Genomic DNA, 21,407 nt, shown 5'->3' on the forward strand with positions numbered 1-21,407 from the left:
ACGCAGCTCCCTCCCCTCAGGGATAGACTTACATGAACTACTGGTAAAATGCGAGGTATGGGTGAGGTGGTGAAGCGGGCGTACAAGTACCGCTTCTATCCGACCCCGCTGCAGGCTGAGCAGTTGAACCGCACCTTCGGGTGCGTGCGAAAGGTGTACAACCTCGCCCTGGATGCGCGCACCCGCGCGTGGGCGGTTGACCGGCAGCGCAGCACCTATGTGCAGTCGTCGGCGTGGCTGACCGAGTGGAAGCGCACCGAGGATCTGACGTTTCTCAATGAGGTCAGTTCCGTGCCGTTGCAGCAGGCGCTGCGGCATCTGCAAGCCGGGTTCGCCGCGTTTTGGGGTAAGCGGTCGCGTTACCCGCGTTTCAAGTCTAAGGCGTGTTTCAAAAGTGGAGTCTGATCGAAGTCACCGCGTGGCGGTGATCGACAGCTGAAGAGGTCTCCGGTAACTGGTTCTGCGACCAAGCAAGAACTTCATACCGGAGACCTCGTGCCCAGCGTAGCGGTGACGAGGCGGCATGACCTGACCGACGGGCAGTGGGCTGTTCTGGCTCCGTTGCTGCCTGCCGCGCCGAGGACGGGTCGTCCGCCGAAGTGGAAGAAACGACAGCTCATTGACGGGATCCGGTGGCGGATCCGGATCGGTGCCCCGTGGCGTGACGTCCCGTCCGAGTACGCGCCCTGGCCCACCGTCTACGGCCTGTTCCGCCGCTGGCAGCGTGACGGAACCTGGGACAAGATCCTGTCCGCGCTGCAAGCCGCTGGCGACGCGACCGGCCGGATCGGTTGGACGGTGAGCGTGGACTCGATGACCAGCCGCGCCCACCAGCACGCCGCCGGAGCCCGCACCGACGGGCATCTGCAGAAGGAGCCGCCCGGCGGGGTGCACGACGAGCCGGCCGATCACGCGCTGGGCCGATCGCGCGGCGGGCTGACCACCAAGACTCATCTGGCCTGCGAGCAGGGACAGAAGGTCCTCTCCCTGATCGTGACCGCCGGGCACCGTGGTGACAGCCCGCAGTTCATCCCCGTCCTGCGCCGCATCCATGTGACCCGCCTCGGCGTGGGTCGACCCCGCACCTGCCCCGACCTGGTCTTGGCCGACAAGGCCTACACCAGCCGCGGCAACCGCAGTCATCTGCGCTCACGCGGGATCCAGGCCTGCATCCCCAGCAAGACCGACCAGGACGCCCATCGCAAGGCCAAAGGCTCCAAGGGTGGCCGCCCACCCGCGTTCGACAAGGACCTCTACCGGCTACGCCACGCCGTGGAGAACGGCATCAACCGGCTCAAACGCCACCGCGGCGTCGCCACCCGCTACGACAAGCTGGCAGTCCGCTTCCAAGCCGTTCTCACCATCACGATCATCACCGAGTGGCTCTGACCGGCTTATGAAACACGCCTTAAGCGGAAGTCTCGGGCGTCGGCGGAGTACACCCGCTCGGCGTTCCGCTGGCGCGACGGGCAGCTCACCCTGGCCAAGATGGAGACCCCACTGGACATCGTGTGGTCCCGGGCCCTGCCGGCGGGCGCGCAGCCGTCCACGGTCACCGTGTCCCGCGACGCGGCCGGCCGCTGGTTCGTGTCCCTGCTGGTGGAAGACCCCACCGTCGAGCCCCTTCCTCCGCTCAGCACGGCGGTGGGGGTGGACGCGGGCATCACCAGTCTGCTCACCTTGTCCACCGGGGAGAAGATCACCAACCCGCGTTATGAGCGCGTTGACCGGCGCAAGTTGGCCAAGTCGCAACGCGCCATGGCCCGTAAGGCCAAGGACTCCGCGAATCGGGCCAAGGCTCGCCTTGCGGTGGCTCGGATTCATGCCCGTATCGGCGATCGGCGGCGGGATCACCTGCACAAGTTGTCGACTCGACTCGTCCGTGAGAACCAAACGGTCGTGATCGAGGATCTCAGTGTGCGCACCATGCTGCGCAACCACAGTCTGGCCCGCGCCATCTCCGACGCGGCGTGGACACACCTGCGCGGCATGATCGAGTACAAGGCCGCCTGGTATGGGCGGACTGTGATCGCCGTTGACCGCTGGTATCCGAGCACGAAGACCTGTTCGGCGTGCGGGCGGATCAACACCGCGATGACTCTCGGCGTCCGTGTCTGGACGTGCCCTGGCTGTGATGTCGTGCACGACAGGGACGTCAACGCCGCCCGCAACATTCTCGCCGCCGGGCTGGCGGAGAGGTGAAACGCCTGTGGAGGGACGGTAAGACCCGACCCGCGTCAGCGGTGAAGGCGCGGCCCGGTGAAGCAGGAACCCCCTTGGGTGACCGAGGGAATCCCCGCCCTTCACGGCGGTGGAGGATGTCAATCGTGTCCCCCTGAGGATTGAGCGATGACCGCTCCCCCACCCGCGGCAGGTTCACGAAGTGTCACTGCCGCGGGTGGAGCGCGATGTGGCTGCCCGTCAAAGGCATGGGCCAGCCCCATGGACGCCGAGGCGATACGCACCCTGTCCCTCGGCGGATAACGGGTCAGGCGCTGTCGAGGGCCCAGGCGCTGCAGGCATACGGAGAGCCATTGGCGCCGTCGGTGAGACAGACCCGGTAGCGCACGTCTCTGCCTTCGGGAATGTCGTAGTCGTGGACTGCTGTCCAGCCGTTGCCGTACCCGTTGTAAAGACCGCTGGACGGGGTGACCCAGTGCCAGCTCGAGTTGTAGTACTGCTGGAGAAATCCCTTGACGCCGTGGCCATCTGCCTCGACATCGAGAACTTTGAGGATCTCGTCACTCGATACGAAGTTGACTTCGCCCGAGCAGAACTCGCCGCCGTACCACACGGTGCACACGGTTCCGCTGGCCTGGGCCGGCTGCGCGGACAAGCCCACCATGAGGGTCGCGCTTGCGATGACTGCCATAACGGACCACTGTCGCTTGGCCATCGTGCTCCTTCTTGTCGTTGGATGCTCGTCCAGCGTTCCTCAGCAGTCGGATCGCTTCGCGGCGTTGTCGTTCCACCAGGCGGCCTTGTCCTCGCTGCCGGAGACGTAGTGAATGTCGTCCCACAGGCGGATGTTGAACAGGTAACAGCCCCGGCTGCTGGAACGTTCGTTGAGGTCGTAGGAGCCGCCCTGGCTGGCCCGCCGGGTGGTGCAGTTGCCGTTGCCGGACGCCTGGACGCTGTAACCGGCGCCGGTGAAAATGTCATGGAGCACGACGTTGACGTGCGCGCCGTCGGCTTGGACGTCGCAGACCTGGACGATGTCCCCGTCGGGCCAGAAGTCCACGCGGCCACCGGGATTGCCGTCGTTGGTGTACATCCAGTAGTGCGGTCCCGAGTACGCCTGGGCCGGACTGGCGATCACCGCCGATGCCGTCAGGGTGGCTACCAAGGCGACCAACGTGGTCGCAATGCGTCGTAGATTCACTGCGTACTCCTTTTTGAAGGGTGTGCACGGCGTCCCGTCACGGCAGCCGCAGGTTGGATGATTTCCTCCACCGAATGCAGTCCGCTTGCAACCGCCTTGCAGTGCGACGGTTCGAGAGGTACTGATCCTGGGCCCCGGCAAAGTCGTCAGTTGATGCCCCGTATGGCCGTCTGAGGATGGACGCAATTCCACTGTGCCGACGGACCGGAGCTGACCGGCGGTGGATGCGGGGCTGTGACCGCCCCGCATCCACCCACCGGCGTCAGCCGATCGGCGTCAGCGTCACATCGCGTCGTACCGTGCCGTACGGTGCGTCGAGCCGTTGTTGCGCGGTGCCGGGGAAGTGACCGGCGGCGTCGACCGCCAGGTCCCACGTGCCCAGGGGCACCCGCAGCGTGAAGGTGCCGGTGGCATCGGTGACGGTCTCCTCCTCGACCTCCTCCAGCCGCAGGAACTCCACTGTCGCCCCCGCCAGCGGCGCGCCGGTCGTGGCATCGGTGACGACGCCGGTGACGGTGCCGGGCGGCAGGAACCGCACCGACTGTCCGGAGCGCAGCCACTCCTCGTTGTAGCTGTACTCCTGCGCGTACGAGGAGTCGGCGTCCTCGATGCCGACGGTGGCGCCGTCGCCGCGCCCGTCCGCGGTGTCGGGCAGGGACCGATGCTGCAGGTCGATGCGGCCGTTTTCGTGCAACACCGCGTCGACGCTGAGCCGCTCGCCGTCGAGCAGCATGTCCTGCCAGGAGACCATGAAGCGCCGGTTCGGCGCGGTGCCGGCGGTGCCGTGGGCGACCCGGGACGAGCCGTCCATAACCAGGCTGTCCCAGAAGGCGTATACCGCCGCGTCCGGGGCGGACGAGCTGTTGCTGGGCAGCGTGCTGTTGGAGCCGCTCTGGTAACTCGCCGGCTCGAACGTCAGGTAGCCGTAGCGGGACACGTATGCCGTGCTGAACTGCTGGCCGTACAGCCGGAACGGGAACGGCAGCGGGACCGCGGTCGGTGCCCCGTACTCGCTGGTCGTCACCGTCGTGGTGGCGAAGCTCGGCTCCACCGCGCCCAGCAGGCACTGGTGGCCGAACCCGTCGGCGCCGTCGATCACGCCCATCGGGGAGACCACCGTGATGTCGGTGACCGCGTCGCCACCGATGATCGTCGGCAGGTAGAGCCGCCCGTCACGCTGACAGCTGTTGACGCTCGCGTAGACGTACGTGGCCACGTCGGACTCGGGGACCTTGGTGAACCGGTACGCCCCGTCCGCTGCGGTGGTCATCCGCACCGTCGGCAGATCGCTGTGCGCGAGCCACACCTCGGCGCCCCGGACCGGCTGTCCGAGTGAGTCCCGGATGACGCCGCTGACCGTGCGCTCGTTGAGTGACAGCCGCACGTCGTGGCGCATCCGCTCCCCGCTGGTGTCGAGCACGATGGTGGAGCGGTGGATCCCGAAGGTGACCAGCGAGACGTCCACGGTGTACGTGCCCAGCGGCAGGTGCAGCACGTACGTTCCGTCGGCCGCCGCGGTGGTGGTCACCGCGGAGGTGTCCCCCGTGACCGCCGAGATCAGCGCGTTGGCGGCCGGTGACCCGTCCGGCTTGGTGACGGTGCCGTGTAGGGATCCGGCCGCCCGGAACGTGATGGCGCTGTTCGGGCGAAGCGCTGCCACATCGCGGGAGTATTCGAGCCCGATGGTGCCGGCCTGGTTCTCCACGCCCACGCTCGCTCCCGCGCCCCGGGCCACGGCACCTGTGGTCAGGTCGCGGTAGTGCACGGTGACCGCGCCGGTCTCCGAGAGTTCGATGGCGAACGTGACCCGCTGCGTCCCGTCCTCGTAGAACGTCACGTTGCGCCACTCGACCACGAACCTCCGGTCGGGTGCGGCACCGTAGTTGGCGGTGCGCACCTCGGCCTGGGCGTCGACGATCAGGTCGTCCCAGAACCCGAAGACCGCCGCGTTCGGGGTGGACGGGTTGGGCACCTCCCGGTTGATGGAGTTGTCCGTGGCCCGGTCGAAGGTGAGGAATCCGTTGGTGGCCACCCACATGGTGGTCTGGTTGCGGCCGTAGAACGGCACCGGGAAGGGCAGGTTCACCTGCGTCGATTCGTCGTCGCCGGTGAGCGCCAGGGTGGTGGTGCCCGCCGGGAACGGCGCGGTCGTGCCGTTGCACTGGTAGCCGGAGGCGTCCACCTGGGCGGGCGGGCGCAGGTCGACCGTCTCCGCCCCGTCCACCGTCACCTGCCGGCTGCCCGCGCTGAGGCAGCGGCCCGCCCCGAAGGTGAGGGTGTACCCACCGACCGGCACGCCGTCGATGCGGTAAGCGCCGTCGGGCCCGGTGACTACCGCGGGCAGCGGTGTGGCCAGCAACTTCACCGCGATACCGGGGGTGCCCAAGCCGCCCGGGTCGCGGACCACGCCGGTGATGGCGTGCCGCGCCAGCGCGACGAGGTTCAGGTCGGTGGTCGCGGTGCTGTTGGCGGTCACGGTGGCGGAGATGGCGCCGTCGCTGAACCCGAACGCTCTGACCGACAGGGTGTAGGTGCCGGGCGCCACGGTGACGGTGTAGCGGCCGGCGGTGTCGGTGGTGGCCACCCGCTCGGTGCGGTTGGGCCCGTTGAGCCGCACCGACGCGCCGACAACCGGTCCGGCGGGCCCTCGGGCAACGCCGGTCAACGTGCCGCGGGGGCCGTGCGGCGCGGCGACGACCGCGGCGTGCACGTCAAGGCGGCCCTTGCCCCAGACGGGATTGTCGGCCACTGTGCCGCCGCACTGCGTGTCGGCGACGTCGACCGCGCCGCCGTCGAGCAGGGCCCGGGTCGCGGGGATGTTGCCGATCAGTTCCGGTGCCGCCGACCACAGCAGCGCCACCGCCCCGGAGACGTGCGGCGCCGCCATCGAGGTCCCGTTGTACGCCTCGTAGCGTCCGCCCGGCACCGAGGACACCACGGCGACGCCTGGCGCGGCGATGTCCGGCTTGATCTCCGTGGCGGCCGCGCCGCGGCTGGAGAAGTCGGCGATGGCGTTGTCGGCGTCGAACGCGGCCACCGCGTACGCCTGGGTGTAGTCGGCGGGCGAGCCGACAGTGTCGCAGGCGGGGCCGCTGTTGCCCGCGGAGAAGACCGGCATGATGCCGACGTCGATCCACCGGCTGACCACCTGGCTGTAGAACGGGTCGCTGACCGGCGAGCCCCACGAGTTGTTGACGATGTGCGGGGCGAGGTCGGGACGGAAGGTGAAGGTGTCGTCGAACGGCGCCATGACCCATTCGCCGGCCAGCAGCAGGGCCAGTTCGGTGCAGCCGCCGCCGACGCAGCCGCGGGCGGCCACCCAGCGCGCGCCGGGCGCGACGCCGATGTGGGTGCCGTCGCCGTCGTCGCCGACCATGGTGCCCATGGTGTGCGTGCCGTGGCCGTGGGTGTCGCAGGGCGCGGTGAGGCACTGACCGTACGGGTCGTACCAGTTGAACCGGTGGTCGAACACGCCGTTGCCGACGTTGCCGCGATACTGGCGGACCAGCGCGGGATGGTCGAACTGCACGCCGCTGTCGATGCTGGCGACCACGATGCCCTCGCCGCGCACGCCGAACTGCGACCATACCTGCGGGGCTTGGATGCGGTCGATGTTCCACTCGACGGCTGCGGCCGCCGCGGTTCGCTGCGCCGGGGTCGGTTCCGGCAGCTGGAAGGTGCGCATGGTGCGTACGGTGCGCACCTCGGGCCGGCCGGCCAGCTCGGCGGCGAGCTTCGCGTCGGCGTGCTCGACGTGGACCGCGTTGACGATCCAGAACGGATGGTGGTCGACCTTGCGTTGGGTGAGCAGCTGCCGGATGCCGCGCTGGCTGCGCTCGGCCAGCGTGGACAGGGTCCGCTGCCCGTAGGCGGTGCGCTGGGCATGTGTTCGCAGCCCGCGGGCCGCGCTCAGGTCGGCGCTCTCGGCCAGCTCGACGATCAGATCGGCGGTGCGCCCGCCGGTCAGCGCCTGGCGCGCCGCCGGTTGGAGCTTGTCGGCGGCGGCACCAGCCGCGGGAGCGGGAGCGGTCAACAGGGTCGTTGCGAGTACGACGGCCACCGCGGCGGCGAGCCACCGCACGGGCCGCGACCGTGGCGCGGAAGGGGAGGTATGCATGGAGTCCTCGTCTGGGCGTGGGGCGGTGGCGGGCGCGCGTGCGCCCGCCACCGCCGGAGAGGGAATCAGCCGACGTGCGTGTCGAGGTACGACAACGCCTGGTTGGCGGTCAGCCCGGACAGCGCCGGGAGGTTCGCCTTGCCGAGCTCGGTCTCGATGACCGAGGCCAGCGCGCCACCACCAGCCGCCCGGTCGGCGGCCGCGTAGTCACGTAGCAGCGTCTCCACCTCGGCGAGCATCTCCGCCCTCACCACTGTGGCGTCACCGTCCGGTGTGCCGACGGTCTGCAGCACCGGTTGCAGCGTCTGCATCGCGTGGGCGGTGCGCCGGCGCAGGTCGTCGTCGGCGGCCATCAGCGCGATCGCCCGGTCGCCACCGTCGGCGTAGACGACCTCGTAGTGCCGCAGCGCCGGGGTGCGCCCGTCGGCGAACAGGTCCCGTACGTGCAGCAGCGCGCCGAGCACCGCGTCCACGCCCGGACCCTGCGGCTCCAGGCCCTCCGGGCCCACCCCGGACAGCGACGTGTCGGCGATGCACAGGCAGTCCTGTCTGGCCTGCTCGTACACGCCATCGACGCCGACCGCCGTCCACGCCGCAGCCGACTCTTTGGCCTCGGCCGAGCCCTTGCCGTAGAGCTTGTTGGCGGACTCGATGAACCCGACCCGGGAGTCGGTGAACCGGGCCCGCGGCGACAGGTAGGTGGTCAGGGTGCGGTAGGCGATCCGCGCGGCTTTGTCGATGCCGATCTTCTGCGACAGCAGGTAGAACGCCTTGTTCTGGATGCCCGAGTTGGTGTGCACCCCACCCATGTCCAGGCAGCTACGCTCGAAGTCGCGATAGTGGCCGGGATCGCCGTACAACGACGGGTCGGCCATGCTGCGCAGTGCACCGCCGGGAATGCCGGTGCCGACCAGCCAGTCGTTGCTACCGGTCGCGAACTTCTCCACGGCCTCGGCGAAGACGTCGGAGAAGCTCTCGTTGAGAGCCCCGGACTGGTACATGTACCACAGGTCGGCGGTCTCGAAGGTGACCCCGTGCGTCATCTCGTGCGCAACCACGTCCAGCTTGGTCATCTCCTCGCCGAAGAGCATCGTGTCGATGACATCCGGCACGAACGCCGCGTTGCGCATCGGCTCATCCGGGTCCTGGCGGACCCGGACCAGCGCCCGTAGCTGCCCGCCGGAATCGTCGAAGCTGTCGCGGCTGAACGTCTGCTGGTAGTAGTCGTAGGTGTGGCCGAGGTTGACGTACGCCTCGTCCACGTCCTGGATGCCGCTCGCTCCGTCGCCCTCCTTGCGCTTCGGGAACGCCGGCACCTTGTCGTCGGAGAGCTTGTTCAGGTCGTAGATGCGCCGGTCCTTGGCGTGCGCGGAGCGCGGCAGCGCATACACCAGCCGCCCGGTCGCCGCGTCGACGAAGTACGACGTCGACACGCCCTCACCGGCGTCGGTCAGCCACACGTGCCAGGCCAGCACGGTCGGCGTACGGCGGCCCGGGTCCGCCGCGGCGGGCAGCAGGTACAGCTTCGCCGGCTCCACCAGCGAGCCATCCGGCAGCGCGACGCGGGCGTTCGCCGTCGCGGTCTGCGCGCTGACCGAGGCGCTGCGTCCGTCCACGACCAGGTCCGGCTCCAACGAGTTGGTCAGGAACTCCACCGTGCGCCCGGCGGCGTCCAGGTGCACACCGACCCGGGAGCCGTAGACCGGCACCCCGCCCACGTACTGCTCGAACCACACGTGCCGCTCGCCGGTGCGCTCCCGCTGCTCACGTAGCGGCCGTAGCTGGGCACTCGCGTCGGCCACGCCGAACAGGCCCGAGTTGCGCCGCAGCCAGCCCGGCACATCCCCGCCGAGGCGGCTGGACAGGCTCAGCATCGACGGCGTCCCCCGCCACGGCTCGAACGCGACGACCGGCGCCTGTCCCTGCTCGGTCCCCACACGTGCGAGGGCGTCCGCGACCCCGGCCCGCTGGTAGCCGCCAGGCGCCGGCGTCGGGTCGCCCGCGAACGGCACTACCCGCTCGGCCGGGGACCGCGCCGGCTGCGCCGCAGCGGGCTGCCCGACCACCATGCCCGCAGCCACCACCACCAGGGCCAGCACGCCGGCCCGGGCCGGCGTGGCCAGCCGCCTCGCCGCGCGTGGCGCCAGCGCGGCCGCAGCCAGCTGGGCGAGTGACGCCCAGGCCAGCGCGGCCAGCGCAGCGAGCCAGGCGGGCGACGCGAGGTGCACCAGCGGATCCGTCGCGGTGGCGGCGCCCGTGGCGGACAGCCCCCCGATCAGGGCCGCATAGCCGCCCGCGACCAGCGCGGCCTGACCGAGTGACCGCCGGCGGCGGCCGGCCCGCCAGGCCAGCAGCACCGCCGCCGCCAACGGCCCGGCCACCAGCAGCGCCAGCTGCGAACCGCTCAGCAGCATCGAGATCGGGTACAGCCGGCCGCCCGTGGCGCCGATGCTCCAGTCCAGCGGCGCGCCGGTGCTCGCGGCGACGGCGGCGGCAAGCCCGGACAGGTCACCGGCCAGGTAGGCGCCGACCGGCCCGGCCGCGCCGCCGGCCAACGACCGCAGCACCAGCCAGCAAACGATCACGGTCAGCGCCGTGGCGAGCAGAGCGTCACCGCCGGCAACCAGCCACGGCCGCAGACGGCGTACGAACACAGGCACGATGAACCTCCCCAGTGGACACGGTGCCGCGTCAACCCCCGTCAGGGAGAGGGATGACGCTCCCACCGATGTATCGGCCCTCATGAGTTTCAGGCGTGCGGAGGATCGCGCCATCCGCTTGCAGAACGCCTGCAGATCGCTTGCGGTGCGACGGCCATACCGAACGGCCGGGGGTGTCCAGGTGGAGCTGTGCTGGCGGCTGGCACTGCACCCGGGCGAGAGCGGCGGCGCTCGCGGGCGTATGTGCCGTTACGCCGGCAGCAGGCTAGAGCGCGAGGTCGTCCAGGTTGACAGCGTCGGCCACGGCCTCGGCACCCTTGTCGTTCAGGTGCATGCCGTCGCCGCTGTCCAGTGCGGGATGGATGTAGTCGGGGGCATCAGGGTTCGCGACGGCTCGGGCCACATCGAAGACGGCGTCGAAGGCGTCGGTCGTACGGATCCAATCGTTCACGTCGCGTCGGGTGGCAAGGCCCTCCGGCGTGCTGATCTCAGGGTCGGCGCCTGCGAAGGGGCCGATGGTGGCGGCGAGGATCTTCAGGCCGGCCCGGTGGGCACGGTCGGCCAGAGCGGTGAAGCCTTCGATGAGGGCGTCGGCGGTGGCGGGAGGTTCGCCCAGCATGCCGGGCAGACCGAGGTCGTTGATGCCGAAATGCACCAGGACGTGGGTCAGGGCCGGTATCGAGAGAACATCGCGGTCGAATCGCGCCAGCGCGTGTTCGCCGACCCCGTGGCGCAGGAGGCGGTTCCCGGCGATGCCCTGGTTGCCGCCGGCCATGTGCAGCACTTGACGTACGGTTTGGTCGGCGATGCCACGGGGTTCAGTCAGCTTCTCGACCCTGAGGGGCCGGGCTTGCGGATCGTGACGGCTCGTGGTGATGAGCACGAGGTCGCGCCGCGTTCGGCAGGCTGACGGCTGCCCAGCCTGTAACACCGCGTGCGGCGATGTTGCGGGCTGCGTTTCGGTCGGCGTGCTCGGCGAAGCCGCATGACCGGCAGTGGAAGGTGGATTGGTTGGGCCGGTTGGCCTTGGCGACGTGTCCGCAGGCGGAGCATCCCTGCGAGGTGTACGCCGGGTTGACGTGCACGACCGCCACTGCGGACCGCTTCGCCTTGTAGGCGATGTACTGGCCGAGTTGGTGGAACGCCCACGAGTGCAGCGTGACCCGCTGGGGCCGTCGGAGCCGTACCCGGTCGCGGATGCCGCCCAGGTCTTCCAGGGCGATTCCGCGGCCGGTGCGTTCGGCCTCGGTCACGATGCTCTTGGCGATGCGGTGGTTGGTGTCGGCGGCGAACCGGGATTCCTTGCGGCGGCGTTTCTTCAGCAGCCGCTTGGCGGACTTGGTGCCGATGGTCTGGAGTTTCGCGCGGAGCCGCTGGTTGCGGTGCCGGATGCGGTTTGTGGCTTTGCCGCTGTGGTGGCGGCCGTCGGAGTCGGTGGCGAGGTTGGCGATGCCGAGGTCGACGCCGAGGAACCCGTCCGGTTCCTTGGTCGCGGTGTCGGGGATGTCGCAGGTGGCGTACAGGAACCACTTGCCGTCGCGGCAGACCAGGTCCGACTCGCCGCGGCGGTGCGCGGCCAGGGTGGCGTGCTGCTGGTCGGAGCAGCCGAGGCGGATCGGCCCGGATCGGCCAGCGACCGTCCAGATCGACACGGTGCGGGCAGCCAGTTGCCAGGACAGGCAACGGTCGTCGAACGGCTGCGCCGCGTCGCGACGGAACCGGATCGGTTTGCCCTCGGCGGCCTGGCGCCTCTTCGAGGCTGGCTTGCCGAGGTTGCCGGCCTGGATGTTGGCCGTCAGGGTGGCGTACGCGCCGGATACCTTCCGGGCGACGTGGATGGCGGGCTGCGCGGACAGACCCATGTCCTTCAACTGGCCGTAGGTGAGCCGCTGCAACGACTGCTTGGCGAACACCCGCCGCTGGTACGCCAACCCGGAGGCGACGTTCGCGGCGTCGTTGCACAGGCCCACAGTGGCCCGCAACGCCGCCTGCTGAGCGGCGTCCGGGAACAGCCGGACCTGCACGACAATCTTCACCAGGCGTCCTCGTCCGCGTAGTCCTCCTCGGCTGCCATCGACGTCGGCCAGCGGCACCACGCGGCCCGGTCAGCTTCGTCCTCGGAGCAGCGTGTCTCGATCATCAGGTGTCGGCCGACAACTTCGAGCGCAACAGCAACGACTATTTCGGGCCATTCTCGTGGTTCGACATCGGACGCCCTGATTTCGTCGGCGTCTACAAGGGCAGCAATGGTTCCGAGTGGTACCCGGAGTACGCGCAGATCTACGCGCACGCCACCGGGACCTGGTACCGCTGCCCGATGAACGCCTACTACGGCGATGGCGAGGAGACCCGCTGGTTCGACTGCCCGTGACGTCGAATCCGATCTAGTGATCGCGGTGCAACTTCAGCTACGAGGGTGTCCCCGGCCGACTGACGGCCGGGGACACCGCCGTGCTCCTGCCCGAGATTGATGTAAAGCTCTCTAGACACGATGTCAAAGATTCGCTACCTTGCTGGTGTCAAAGATTCTAGACACCGAAGGGGCTGATCATGACGCACGACGAGAAACGCGCGTGGATCGGGCTGATCGTCGCCGTGCTCGGCTACTCCGCCTACGTGGCCGTCATCGCGAGCCGCGCGGACGGACGCTCGCTGCCTGACGTGCCGTACGCGAGCACCCTGTTGTGGACGGTCGGCGCGGCCATCGTCGCGTCGATCGTGGCCGAGATCGGCATGGCCATCGTGAATCCAGGCGCGTCCCGCACCAGGGACGTGCGGGACCGCGACATCGGGCGGCTCGGCGACCACGTCGGCCAGTCGTTCGTCGTCGTCGGCGCGGTCGCGGCGATGCTCATGGCGATGGCGGACTGGGACCGGTTCTGGATCGCCAACGTGATCTACCTCTGCTTCGTGCTGTCGGCGGTCCTCGGCGGCATCACGAAGGTCATCGTGTACCGCAGGAGCTTCCCCCAGTGGTGAAGCCGACGCAGGTCACCAACTGCATCCGCGCGCTGCGCTTCGCGCACGGCGAGATGACCCAGGCCGAACTCGCCGAGCGCATCGGCGTCACCCGACAGACCCTCATCGCCATCGAGCAGGGCCGCTACTCGCCTTCGCTGGAGATGGCCTTCCGGATCGCCCGGGTGTTCCGCGTTCCGCTCGACGACGTGTTCCAGTACCCCGACTCCCCCGAGGAGAAGTCATGAAAGCGATCGCCCGCGACCGGTACGGCCCGGCCGACGTGCTCGACCTCCGCGACATCGACACGCCCTCGATCGGCGAGGACGAGGTGCTCGTCAAGGTGCGCGCCGCCGGCGTGGACCCGGGCGTGTGGATCCTCATGACCGGCCGACCCATGGCCGTGCGCCTCGCGGTCGGGCTGCGCCGACCCAAGGTGGCGGTGCTCGGCCGGGACGTCGCCGGTGTGGTGGCGGCGGTCGGCGCCGGCGTGACCCGCCTGCGTCCCGGCGACGAGGTGTTCGGCACCTGCGGGAGCGGCTCGTTCGCCGAGTACGCGACGGCGCGGCAGCACCGGCTGGCGCCCAAGCCGGCCAACCTCACCTTCGTGCAGGCGGCGGCGACGCCCATCTCCGCGGTGACGGCGCTGCAGAGCGTCCGCGACGCCCGGGTGCAGCCCGGGCAGCGGGTGCTGGTCACCGGCGCGGCCGGAGGGGTCGGGTCGTTCGCCGTCCAGCTTCTCAAGGTGTACGGGGCACGCGTGACCGGCGTCTGCAGCACCTCGAAGATCGAGCTGGTGCGTTCCATCGGTGCCGAGGACGTCATCGACTACACCCAGCACGAGATCGACCGCGGCGGTGCGCAGTACGACATCATCATCGACACCGCGGGCAGCCGGCCGTTGCCGTTGCTCCGGCGCGCACTCACGCCGCATGGGACGATCGCCCTCGTCGGCGGCGGACACGCCAAGGGCTGGCTGCTCGGCGGCTTCCAGCGCCAGATGGCTGCGCCGTTGCTCTCGCTGTTCGGCGGCCAGCGGGTATGCGGCGTGACCGCTCGGGAGCGCTACGAGGACCTCGAGGAACTGACCCCGCTCATCGAGTCGGGCTCGGTCACCCCGGTCATCGACCGCACCTACGCTCTCGCCGACGCGCCCGACGCGATCCGTTACCTCGCCCAGGGTCACCCCGCGGGCAAGGTCGTCGTCACGGTGTAGCGCGCCGGCCGCCCGCCGATGGTGGATGCTATCGGTGTCCTGCTCTTGAGTGTCCTGTATGGAGATCGTGTGAGGACGATGTCGGGCAAGACCTGCCTGGTGACCGGCGCGACCAGCGGGATCGGCAAGGAGACAGCGCTGCGGTTGGCCATGCTCGGCGCTACCGTGATCATTGTCGCCCGCGATGCGGCACGCGGTGAGACGGCCCGCGACGAGATCCGCCGGCACGTACCGCTCGCGCAGATCGAGACCGTGGCCGCGGACCTGTCGAGCCTGGCGCAGGTACGCCGGCTGGCCGACGAGGTCATGGCTCGGTACGACCGGCTCGATGTCCTGGTCAACAACGCTGGCGTGATCTCGATGCGCCGGCAGCTGACCGCCGATGGGTTGGAGACTACGTTCGCGACCAACCATCTGGGGCCGTTCCTGCTCACCAACCTGGTGCGTGGGCTGTTGGAGCGCAGCGCTCCCGCACGGGTGGTCACGGTCTCGTCCGCCGCCCACAAGCAGGCCCGGACAATCCCGTGGGATGACCTGCCCCGCGGGGCGCAGGCCGGGCATGCGCAGACCTATCCCCTCTCGAAACTACTGAACATCCTGTTCACCGTCGAGTTGGCCAAGCGTCTGACCGGCACCGGAGTCACCGCAAACTGTCTGCATCCCGGCTTCGTACGTACCGCCCTCGGCCGCGACGTCACCGGCGCGCTCGGCGCGGTTGTGCGGCTCGTCCTGCGTATTCAGCCCGGCCCCGCAACTGGTGCCGAGACCTCGGTATACCTTGCCAGTTCGCCGGAGATCGCCGACGTGACCGGCGGCTACTTCGTCAGGTGCAAGCCTGCCGAGCCAAGCGCTCTGGCCAGAGACGCCCGGGCTGCCGCGAGGTTGTGGGCGCTCAGCGAAGAACTTGCTGGCCTTGACCCAGGCCGGTAACCAACAAGACGACCGGAAGCCGGACCAAGGGACGGGCCGCGACGTCGTTCCCCGTACCGAACTGACTAGAGCGCGAAATCCAGCGCCGAAATACCTTGCGGACGTACCAGACAACTACACGGTGCACGACCGGGTCGGTGCGCCTTGGCTGGCCAGCCCTTCGATGATCGAGCCGTGGAGCACACCGGCCGTCGCTCGGCGTAGCAAATTCCTCGGGTCACGATCCGTCCGGAGGGTTGGCCGGCTGCTGTCCCGGCCAGAACGGCCACTCCTCGAACGACCGGCAACGTCCGTCGTCGGCGAATCGCATGATCCACAGGTCGCGGTACTCCTGGTCGACCGGGTCGCCGTAGCGGACCTCCTGGCGTGACACCGCGGTGTCGCCGTCAACCGCAACGATCTCGCTGGTCATCTGGAACACCTCGTCGGGACCTCTGCGCTGCTTTTCCCACATCCGGGCGATGGCCGGCAGGCCGACGACGGGCGTCCAGTACGGCCCCTGCTGGTAGCTCGCGTCCTCGGTGAAGATCGTGACCAGCGCGTCCGTGCCCGGCGTCCGCCAAATCTGCTCGTAGGCGGCGAGCCAATCGGCGACCTGCTTCCTGTCCATGGACATCCACCTTGCCATCGGCGGGGCGGGCAGGCGGCGAGAACCGGCCAGCTGCGGGCATGCACTCGTCAACCAGCCGCCGGTGTCAGGCGTGACGGCCGCAGAGCGGACCTGCGCGCTGCAGGATCTCAGCACGCCCCGTGGGGTGATGTGCGGAACGCGCGAGAGGGTGGCTGACCACGAATCGGCCCAAACTTGACAATTCCTCCCTTAGGTTACTGCGCAGGAGGTGTGTCGAGACCTGGGGGCGACGTGGAGAGCTATCCGGCGATCGAGGATCACGGGCTCATCGGAGACCTGCAGACCGCCGCGCTGGTGACGTGCGACGGGACGATCGACTGGTTCTGCGCGCCGCGCTTCGACTCGCCGAGCATCTTCGCCGCGCTGCTGGACCACGAGCGGGGTGGCTATTTTCGCATCGCCCCGCACGATGTCCGGTACGTCACCAAGCAGCTCTACCTGCCTGGCACTCCGATCCTGATCACCCGGTTCATCAGCGCGGACGGCGTCGCCGAGGTGATGGACTTCATGCCGGTCACCGGCGATCAGGCCGTTGACGCGCACCGCCTGGTCCGCATGGTCAACATGGTCCGGGGCAGCATGCGGTTTCGGGTGGAGTGCCGGCCCCGGTTCGACTACGCCCGGGAGAAGCACCAACTGGAGCGCCACCGCAATGGGTACGTCTTCCGCAGCCGGTCGGCGGTGCTCACCTTCAACCCGGTTGACCCGGTGCGGCAGTTGATGTCGCAGGGAGGCGACATCCGCCTGGAGGACGACGACCTGGTCGTATACGGCACCCTGAACGAGGGTGACACCGGCGGGGTGGTCCTGGAGACGGCCGGCACGGAGCCACGGATCATCGCGCCGGCAGAGGTCCAGGGGATGTTCGAGTGGACCCGGGACTACTGGCGGCGCTGGGTCGAGCGCTCCCGCTACACCGGGCGGTGGCGGGAGATGGTCGAGCGCTCGGCCATCACGCTGAAGCTCATGACGTACGCGCCGACCGGCGCGATGATCGCCGCGCCCACCGCCGCGCTGCCCGAGCTGGTCGGCGGCACCCGCAACTGGGACTACCGCTACACCTGGGTACGCGACACGTCGTTCTCGGTGCACGCGCTGCTCGGCCTCGGCTTCACCGAAGAGGTCAGCCGGTACATGAACTGGCTGGACGAGCGGATCCGCGAGGCCGGTGACCACCAGGACCCACTGAAGATCATGTATCGGGTGGATGGCTCCTCCGATCTGCACGAGGAGATCCTCGATCACCTGGAGGGCTACCGCGGCTCCCGACCGGTGCGGATCGGCAACGGCGCCGCCGACCAGCTCCAACTCGACATCCACGGCGAGGCCCTCTACGCCATGCACCTCGCCGACGAGCAGGGCATCCGCGTCTCGCACCAGGTGTGGAAGAGCACCGTCCGGCTCGTCGACTGGCTCTGCCAACACTGGGACCAGGCCGACGCCGGCATCTGGGAGAGCCGCCACCACCCCCGCAACTACACCTTCGGCCGGGTGATGTCCTGGGTGGCGCTGGACCGGGCCATCCGCCTCGCCACCCGCACCGGCCGCCCCGGCGACATCACCGGCTGGGCCGAGCAACGCAACCGGATCTACAACCAGGTCATGGCCCGCGGATACAACCGGGAACGCGGCAGCTTCGTGCAGGCGTACGACGAGAACGTGCTGGACGCGGCGCTGCTCTCCATGCCGGCGGTCGGCTTCGTGACGCCGAGCGACCCCCTCTGGCAGTCCACCTTGAACGCGATCGAGCGCGAGCTGGTCTCCGACAGCCTGGTCCACCGGTACGACCCGGTCCACTCCCCCGACGGCCTTCCCGGCCACGAGGGCACCTTCAACATGTGCACGTTCTGGTACGTCGAGGCGCTGGCCCGCTCCGGCCGCCTGGACGACGCCCGGCTCACCTTCGAGAAGATGTTCACCTTCAGCAACCATCTCGGCCTGTACGCCGAGGAGATCGCCGCGACCGGTGAGCAGATCGGCAACTACCCGCAGGCGTTCAGCCATCTCTCCCTGATCAACTCGGCGCTGGCGCTGAACGACCTGCTCGACGCCAAGGCCGACGCCCGGCGCCGCCAATAGAGTGGCCTCAGCCCCAGACGCGCTCGCCCCCACGGGGGCTGATCAGGGTGGCGGGTGACTTGCGGTTGTGCTGACCTACTTCGGCAGTTCCGGGTCAGGCGCTTGTCGCCGCCGTCTCGCAGTCGGATGGAGTGCCACGCCGCGCGTACGTGGCTGCGCATGACCGACTCCGCCCAGTCGGGGTCGGGCGCGGCCAGGGCCGCCACCAGTTCGTGGTGGTGAGCCAGGCTACGGCGCAGCGCGTCCGGGGTGTACCGGGAGAAGGTGCGCGAGACGAGCGGCATCTGGATCACCGAGGAGACGACGCCGGCCAGTCGGCTGTTGTCGGACGCCTCGAGGATCATCCGGTGGAACCGGTTGTTCAGCTCGGTGAGCTCGTCCACGTCGGTCGGTCGTCTGTCCGGCGCGACCTCGTCCATCCGGTGGGCCAGCGCGTCTAGCGCGTCCACGTCGATGGTGCCCCTGGTGGCCGCCAGTCGGCAGCCCCACGGCTCGAGCACGGACCGCAGGCTGAAGATCTCGTCGAGATCGTGGATGCTCCATGCCTGGACCTGCACGCCGCGGAATCCCGGACACCGCTGCGGTTGCACCTGCACGACACCCGGCACACCGGCGTGGCCAACGCGGTCGCGGCGCTCCAGGCAGGCGTCACGACCCTCGACGCCAGCATCGGCGGAGCAGGCGGTTGCCCGTTCGCGCCGGCGGCGACCGGAAACCTCGCCACCGAGGACCTCGTCTACCTCTTCGACCGGATGGGGCAGCCCACCGGCCTGAAACTGGAGGAGGTCACCTCGGCCGCGTCCTGGCTGGAACGGAGGCTCGGAAATCAACTCCCGGGCGCTCTGCTCCGGGCGGGCGGTTTTCCCGCCTGAGCCTGCGCCGAGGGCACTTGCCCGACGAGGGTCTGACCGTCCAGCGTCACCTGCGGTCAGGCCCGTGGACCAAGCTGGGCCAGGATCGTCGGGTCGGTGATCTTCTCGTCCTCGTTGAGCAGAAGCACCTTGCTGAGAATGACGCTGGTGATCCGGTCCTCGTCGGCGAACGGCAGGAACAGGCTGGGATGGGCCGTGCCGCCGAACGAGGCTGGTACCACGCACAGGTAGCCACCGGGCTCGACGTGAATGCTGCCGCTGTTGAGGTGCACTCGATAGGTGGCCCGGGAGCCACGGACCACGGCCGACGTGCCGTCGACGGTCACCCGGGCCAGCCCGAGATCATCGACCAGGCTGGCCAGCAAATGGGCCCGGCTCGCCCCGTGTAGCGGCGAGGCGTACCCGGCCGGGTCGATCCCGGCGACCGACACGACGAGGTCCAGATCCCGCATGACCTCGGAGAACGCCACCGGCGGCACGTCGGCCAGGGGGACGACCGAGCCTGCGGCCAGGAAACGCAACTCGCCGACGACCACCTCTCCCCCACCGAAATAGCCGGGCAGGTCGCAGACCAGCGCGGCGGTGATCTCGGTGGTGACCGGCCGGGTTGCCTGGTGCTGCTGATACTGGCCATGAGTCGACCAGCCGCGCCCGGACAGCAGCTGACCCGACACCTTGCCGTCGACCGTGTGTCCGGCGAACCGTCGCGACACGTCGACAGCGTCGCGTTCGGCCGGAGTCAACAGGTACAGCTCCCGGAAGGCCTGTTTCACGGGTTGTCGGATCCGTTGCCGGACGACCTCCGCCTGCCAGTGGGCGAGCAGGTCCCGCTCGTACAACAGCGACGGATGCACCACGGTGACCGGACCGTCGAGGTCGACCTGGTCGAGCAAGCCGATCGTGCCCACCTGGTCCTGCCAGATCAGCGCCGGGAGCATCACCGCGCCGGCTGGCAGGCTCCGCAGGCGGGCGAGCTCGTCAGGCGCGAGGGTGCCGCCGGTGGCGACGAGTCGCTCGATCAGCCCGGTACGTATGCGGCGAGCCTGGTCGCGTAGCCGTTCCTGGTGTTCGCGGACCTCGGGGTACCGCGGGTCGGCGCGTACGGCAGCCGGCACCGACGTCAGCTGCCTGCCTGCCTTGCTGATGGTGATGAGCGGCTCGGCATCGGACAGCCGCAGCGCGACGGTGTAGTCGCCGATGTGCCACTCGCCGGGCGTCTCAGTGGCGATGCGGGCCTCGCAGTCCCACTCCAGGCGCTCGGCGTCTGGGAAAGCGGTCACCTGGGCGAGATGGTCGAGGGCGACGGCGACCGCGGCGGCGTGGCTGTGCCTGCGGTTCGGACCCAGCTTCGGACCCCGCTTCGCCACCTCCCGCAACGCCATGTAGCGGTCGAGCACCGTCTCCCCGTCGGCCAGCGGCAGCAGGCCGAAAGCGGCGATGCCCGCCAGCGCGTTGTGCTTGACGCGCTTGGAGACGGCTGCGCGGTTCCAGCCCAGCGCGGCGGAGACGATCTCGCTCGGGCAGATCCGCAGCAGCCGGCGCGCACCGTCGACGCCGGCCTGCCGCACGGCAGCGAGGATGGCGCTCCTGTCCTGCCGCACAGCCTCCGTTGTGGAGGTCGCCTGCACCAGCCGCAGCAGCGGCTCCGCGCCGGGTAGCCCGAGCAGTGGCAGCAGCACCCCGGCGTCACCCGCCGGCAGCCGTAGGTCGAAGGCGTACCGCCGCTCCTCTGCCGGCCGATCGCGCAGGTGTTCCACCAGCGCCGTCCGCTCGCCATCGGTCAGCTCGGCGGCGCCGAGGCGCACGGCCATCCGGCGATCCGTTGGTCGCTCCATGGCCCGGAGCACGAACCGCAGGCCTCGTGGCACCAGCACCTCGGGTAGCGCGGTCCACTCGGGCTCGGGTGGCGAGGTCAGGCGCCAGGCCACCTCGTCGAAGTAGTCGCGCACAGCGGGCGTGCAGGCGTGGGGCATCGACCGTTCGGCGCCGTCCGCCGGGGAGCGTCCGACGATGGCGTTGCCCAGGTACTCGTCGTCGGTGAACGCCTGCTCGATGATCTCGACATCGAGCGCCCCCACCTCGTGCAGAGCGTCCAGGACCCGCACCACGGTCGCCCGACTCGCGCGGCCCAGCGGAGTGAGGACCAGCAGCCGCAGCAGGTGAACGTCGTTGGCGGCGATTGCGCGGTCGGCCAGGGGCTCGAGCGGTGGTTTCGGCCAGCCCACGTGGTCCACGATGGAGGCGAGCTGGGCCGTACGGCTGGCGGTCGGCCACGGCGTTTCCAGGACGTCTGCCGGATCGTCGGGGTTCTGCACCGGAAACGCCGCATCGTAGATGTCGTCCAGCGACGCGTGGATGTCACCGACGTTCGAGTCCAGATGTCCACCGGTACGGTCAATGCTGTTGCCGGCTTCCAGCCCACGCCGGATCTCCTTGGCGTGGGCCCGCAGACCTGGCAGGTCATCGGCCTTCGCCAAGGCCGAGGCCTCGTCGACCATCCCCCACAGGGCGTCTCGCTGGCGACGGACCTCGTCGGCGTACATCTCCGGTACGTCCACCACG

The 21,407-nt window shown here is 69.4% G+C and carries 18 protein-coding genes and 1 pseudogene; 10 read left to right on the forward strand and 9 right to left on the reverse strand.

Annotation, left to right across the window (positions count from 1 at the left end; all coding sequences use genetic code 11):
* The first annotated feature begins 57 nt into the window (after positions 1-57).
* The 3 genes and pseudogenes from OG470_RS31365 to OG470_RS31375 form a co-directional block, all read left to right on the forward strand.
* Positions 58-405, forward strand: a complete 348-nt coding sequence (locus OG470_RS31365; protein ID WP_328418157.1) for a transposase — start codon at positions 58-60, stop codon at positions 403-405.
* A 105-nt stretch (positions 406-510) separates the two neighbouring features.
* Positions 511-1,389: an IS5 family transposase gene (locus tag OG470_RS31370; RefSeq protein WP_442930932.1), complete on the forward strand. Its 879-nt coding sequence runs from the start codon at positions 511-513 to the stop codon at positions 1,387-1,389.
* Positions 1,390-1,431: 42 nt separating this feature from the next.
* Positions 1,432-2,202, forward strand: a pseudogene (locus OG470_RS31375) (RNA-guided endonuclease InsQ/TnpB family protein); the annotation flags it as partial.
* A 286-nt stretch (positions 2,203-2,488) separates the two neighbouring features.
* Here OG470_RS31375 and OG470_RS31380 read toward each other — a convergent pair.
* The 6 genes from OG470_RS31380 to OG470_RS31405 form a co-directional block, all read right to left on the reverse strand.
* Positions 2,489-2,896, reverse strand: coding sequence for a hypothetical protein (locus OG470_RS31380; RefSeq protein ID WP_328418158.1), 408 nt, complete (start codon positions 2,894-2,896; stop codon positions 2,489-2,491).
* A gap of 39 nt (positions 2,897-2,935) precedes the next feature.
* Positions 2,936-3,382, reverse strand: coding sequence for a hypothetical protein (locus tag OG470_RS31385; RefSeq protein ID WP_328418159.1), 447 nt, complete (start codon positions 3,380-3,382; stop codon positions 2,936-2,938).
* Positions 3,383-3,644: 262 nt separating this feature from the next.
* Complete coding sequence (locus OG470_RS31390; protein WP_328418160.1) at positions 3,645-7,463, reverse strand: carboxypeptidase regulatory-like domain-containing protein; 3,819 nt, start codon at positions 7,461-7,463, stop codon at positions 3,645-3,647.
* 101 nt (positions 7,464-7,564) lie between these two features.
* A complete protein-coding gene (locus OG470_RS31395; protein WP_328418162.1) occupies positions 7,565-10,159 on the reverse strand; it encodes a M4 family metallopeptidase in 2,595 nt (864 codons plus the stop codon).
* A gap of 265 nt (positions 10,160-10,424) precedes the next feature.
* Positions 10,425-10,934, reverse strand: a complete 510-nt coding sequence (locus OG470_RS31400) for a GDSL-type esterase/lipase family protein (protein ID WP_328426706.1) — start codon at positions 10,932-10,934, stop codon at positions 10,425-10,427.
* Positions 10,935-10,977: 43 nt separating this feature from the next.
* The gene (locus tag OG470_RS31405) at positions 10,978-12,195 is read right to left on the reverse strand and encodes an RNA-guided endonuclease InsQ/TnpB family protein (protein ID WP_328418164.1); all 1,218 of its coding nucleotides are present in this window, start codon (positions 12,193-12,195) and stop codon (positions 10,978-10,980) included.
* A gap of 107 nt (positions 12,196-12,302) precedes the next feature.
* On the opposite strand from OG470_RS31405, the gene OG470_RS31410 reads away from it, so the two are divergent.
* The 5 genes from OG470_RS31410 to OG470_RS31430 all read left to right on the forward strand — a co-directional run bounded on the left by OG470_RS31410 (position 12,303) and on the right by OG470_RS31430 (position 15,263).
* The gene (locus tag OG470_RS31410; protein WP_328418166.1) at positions 12,303-12,530 is read left to right on the forward strand and encodes a hypothetical protein; all 228 of its coding nucleotides are present in this window, start codon (positions 12,303-12,305) and stop codon (positions 12,528-12,530) included.
* Between the two features lie 179 nt (positions 12,531-12,709).
* A complete protein-coding gene (locus OG470_RS31415) occupies positions 12,710-13,138 on the forward strand; it encodes a hypothetical protein (protein ID WP_328418168.1) in 429 nt (142 codons plus the stop codon).
* Positions 13,132-13,365, forward strand: coding sequence for a helix-turn-helix transcriptional regulator (locus tag OG470_RS31420; RefSeq protein ID WP_442931006.1), 234 nt, complete (start codon positions 13,132-13,134; stop codon positions 13,363-13,365). Before OG470_RS31415 ends, OG470_RS31420 begins: the two co-directional genes overlap by 7 nt.
* A complete protein-coding gene (locus OG470_RS31425; protein ID WP_328418171.1) occupies positions 13,362-14,333 on the forward strand; it encodes an NAD(P)-dependent alcohol dehydrogenase in 972 nt (323 codons plus the stop codon). The genes OG470_RS31420 and OG470_RS31425 overlap by 4 nt, the downstream gene beginning before the upstream one ends.
* A gap of 78 nt (positions 14,334-14,411) precedes the next feature.
* Positions 14,412-15,263, forward strand: a complete 852-nt coding sequence (locus OG470_RS31430; protein WP_328426708.1) for an SDR family oxidoreductase — start codon at positions 14,412-14,414, stop codon at positions 15,261-15,263.
* A 217-nt stretch (positions 15,264-15,480) separates the two neighbouring features.
* On the opposite strand, the gene OG470_RS31435 is transcribed toward OG470_RS31430, so the two are convergent.
* Positions 15,481-15,873, reverse strand: a complete 393-nt coding sequence (locus tag OG470_RS31435) for a YybH family protein (protein ID WP_328418172.1) — start codon at positions 15,871-15,873, stop codon at positions 15,481-15,483.
* A 252-nt stretch (positions 15,874-16,125) separates the two neighbouring features.
* Here OG470_RS31435 and OG470_RS31440 point away from each other — a divergent pair, with 252 nt between their 5' ends.
* Complete coding sequence (locus OG470_RS31440) at positions 16,126-17,973, forward strand: glycoside hydrolase family 15 protein (RefSeq protein WP_328426709.1); 1,848 nt, start codon at positions 16,126-16,128, stop codon at positions 17,971-17,973.
* Here OG470_RS31440 and OG470_RS31445 read toward each other — a convergent pair.
* On the reverse strand, positions 17,877-18,530 hold the full coding sequence (locus tag OG470_RS31445; protein WP_328418173.1) for a GntR family transcriptional regulator: 654 nt from the start codon (positions 18,528-18,530) through the stop codon (positions 17,877-17,879). The genes OG470_RS31440 and OG470_RS31445 overlap by 97 nt on opposite strands.
* Here OG470_RS31445 and OG470_RS31450 point away from each other — a divergent pair.
* A complete protein-coding gene (locus OG470_RS31450) occupies positions 18,504-18,845 on the forward strand; it encodes a hypothetical protein (RefSeq protein WP_328418174.1) in 342 nt (113 codons plus the stop codon). The genes OG470_RS31445 and OG470_RS31450 overlap by 27 nt on opposite strands.
* 56 nt (positions 18,846-18,901) lie before the next feature.
* On the opposite strand, the gene OG470_RS31455 is transcribed toward OG470_RS31450, so the two are convergent.
* Positions 18,902-21,403: a DUF4132 domain-containing protein gene (locus OG470_RS31455; RefSeq protein WP_328418176.1), complete on the reverse strand. Its 2,502-nt coding sequence runs from the start codon at positions 21,401-21,403 to the stop codon at positions 18,902-18,904.
* Positions 21,404-21,407 lie beyond the last annotated feature (4 nt).

Origin of the sequence: Micromonospora sp. NBC_00389 (assembly GCF_036059255.1) — a bacterium.
GTDB lineage: Bacteria > Actinomycetota > Actinomycetes > Mycobacteriales > Micromonosporaceae > Micromonospora.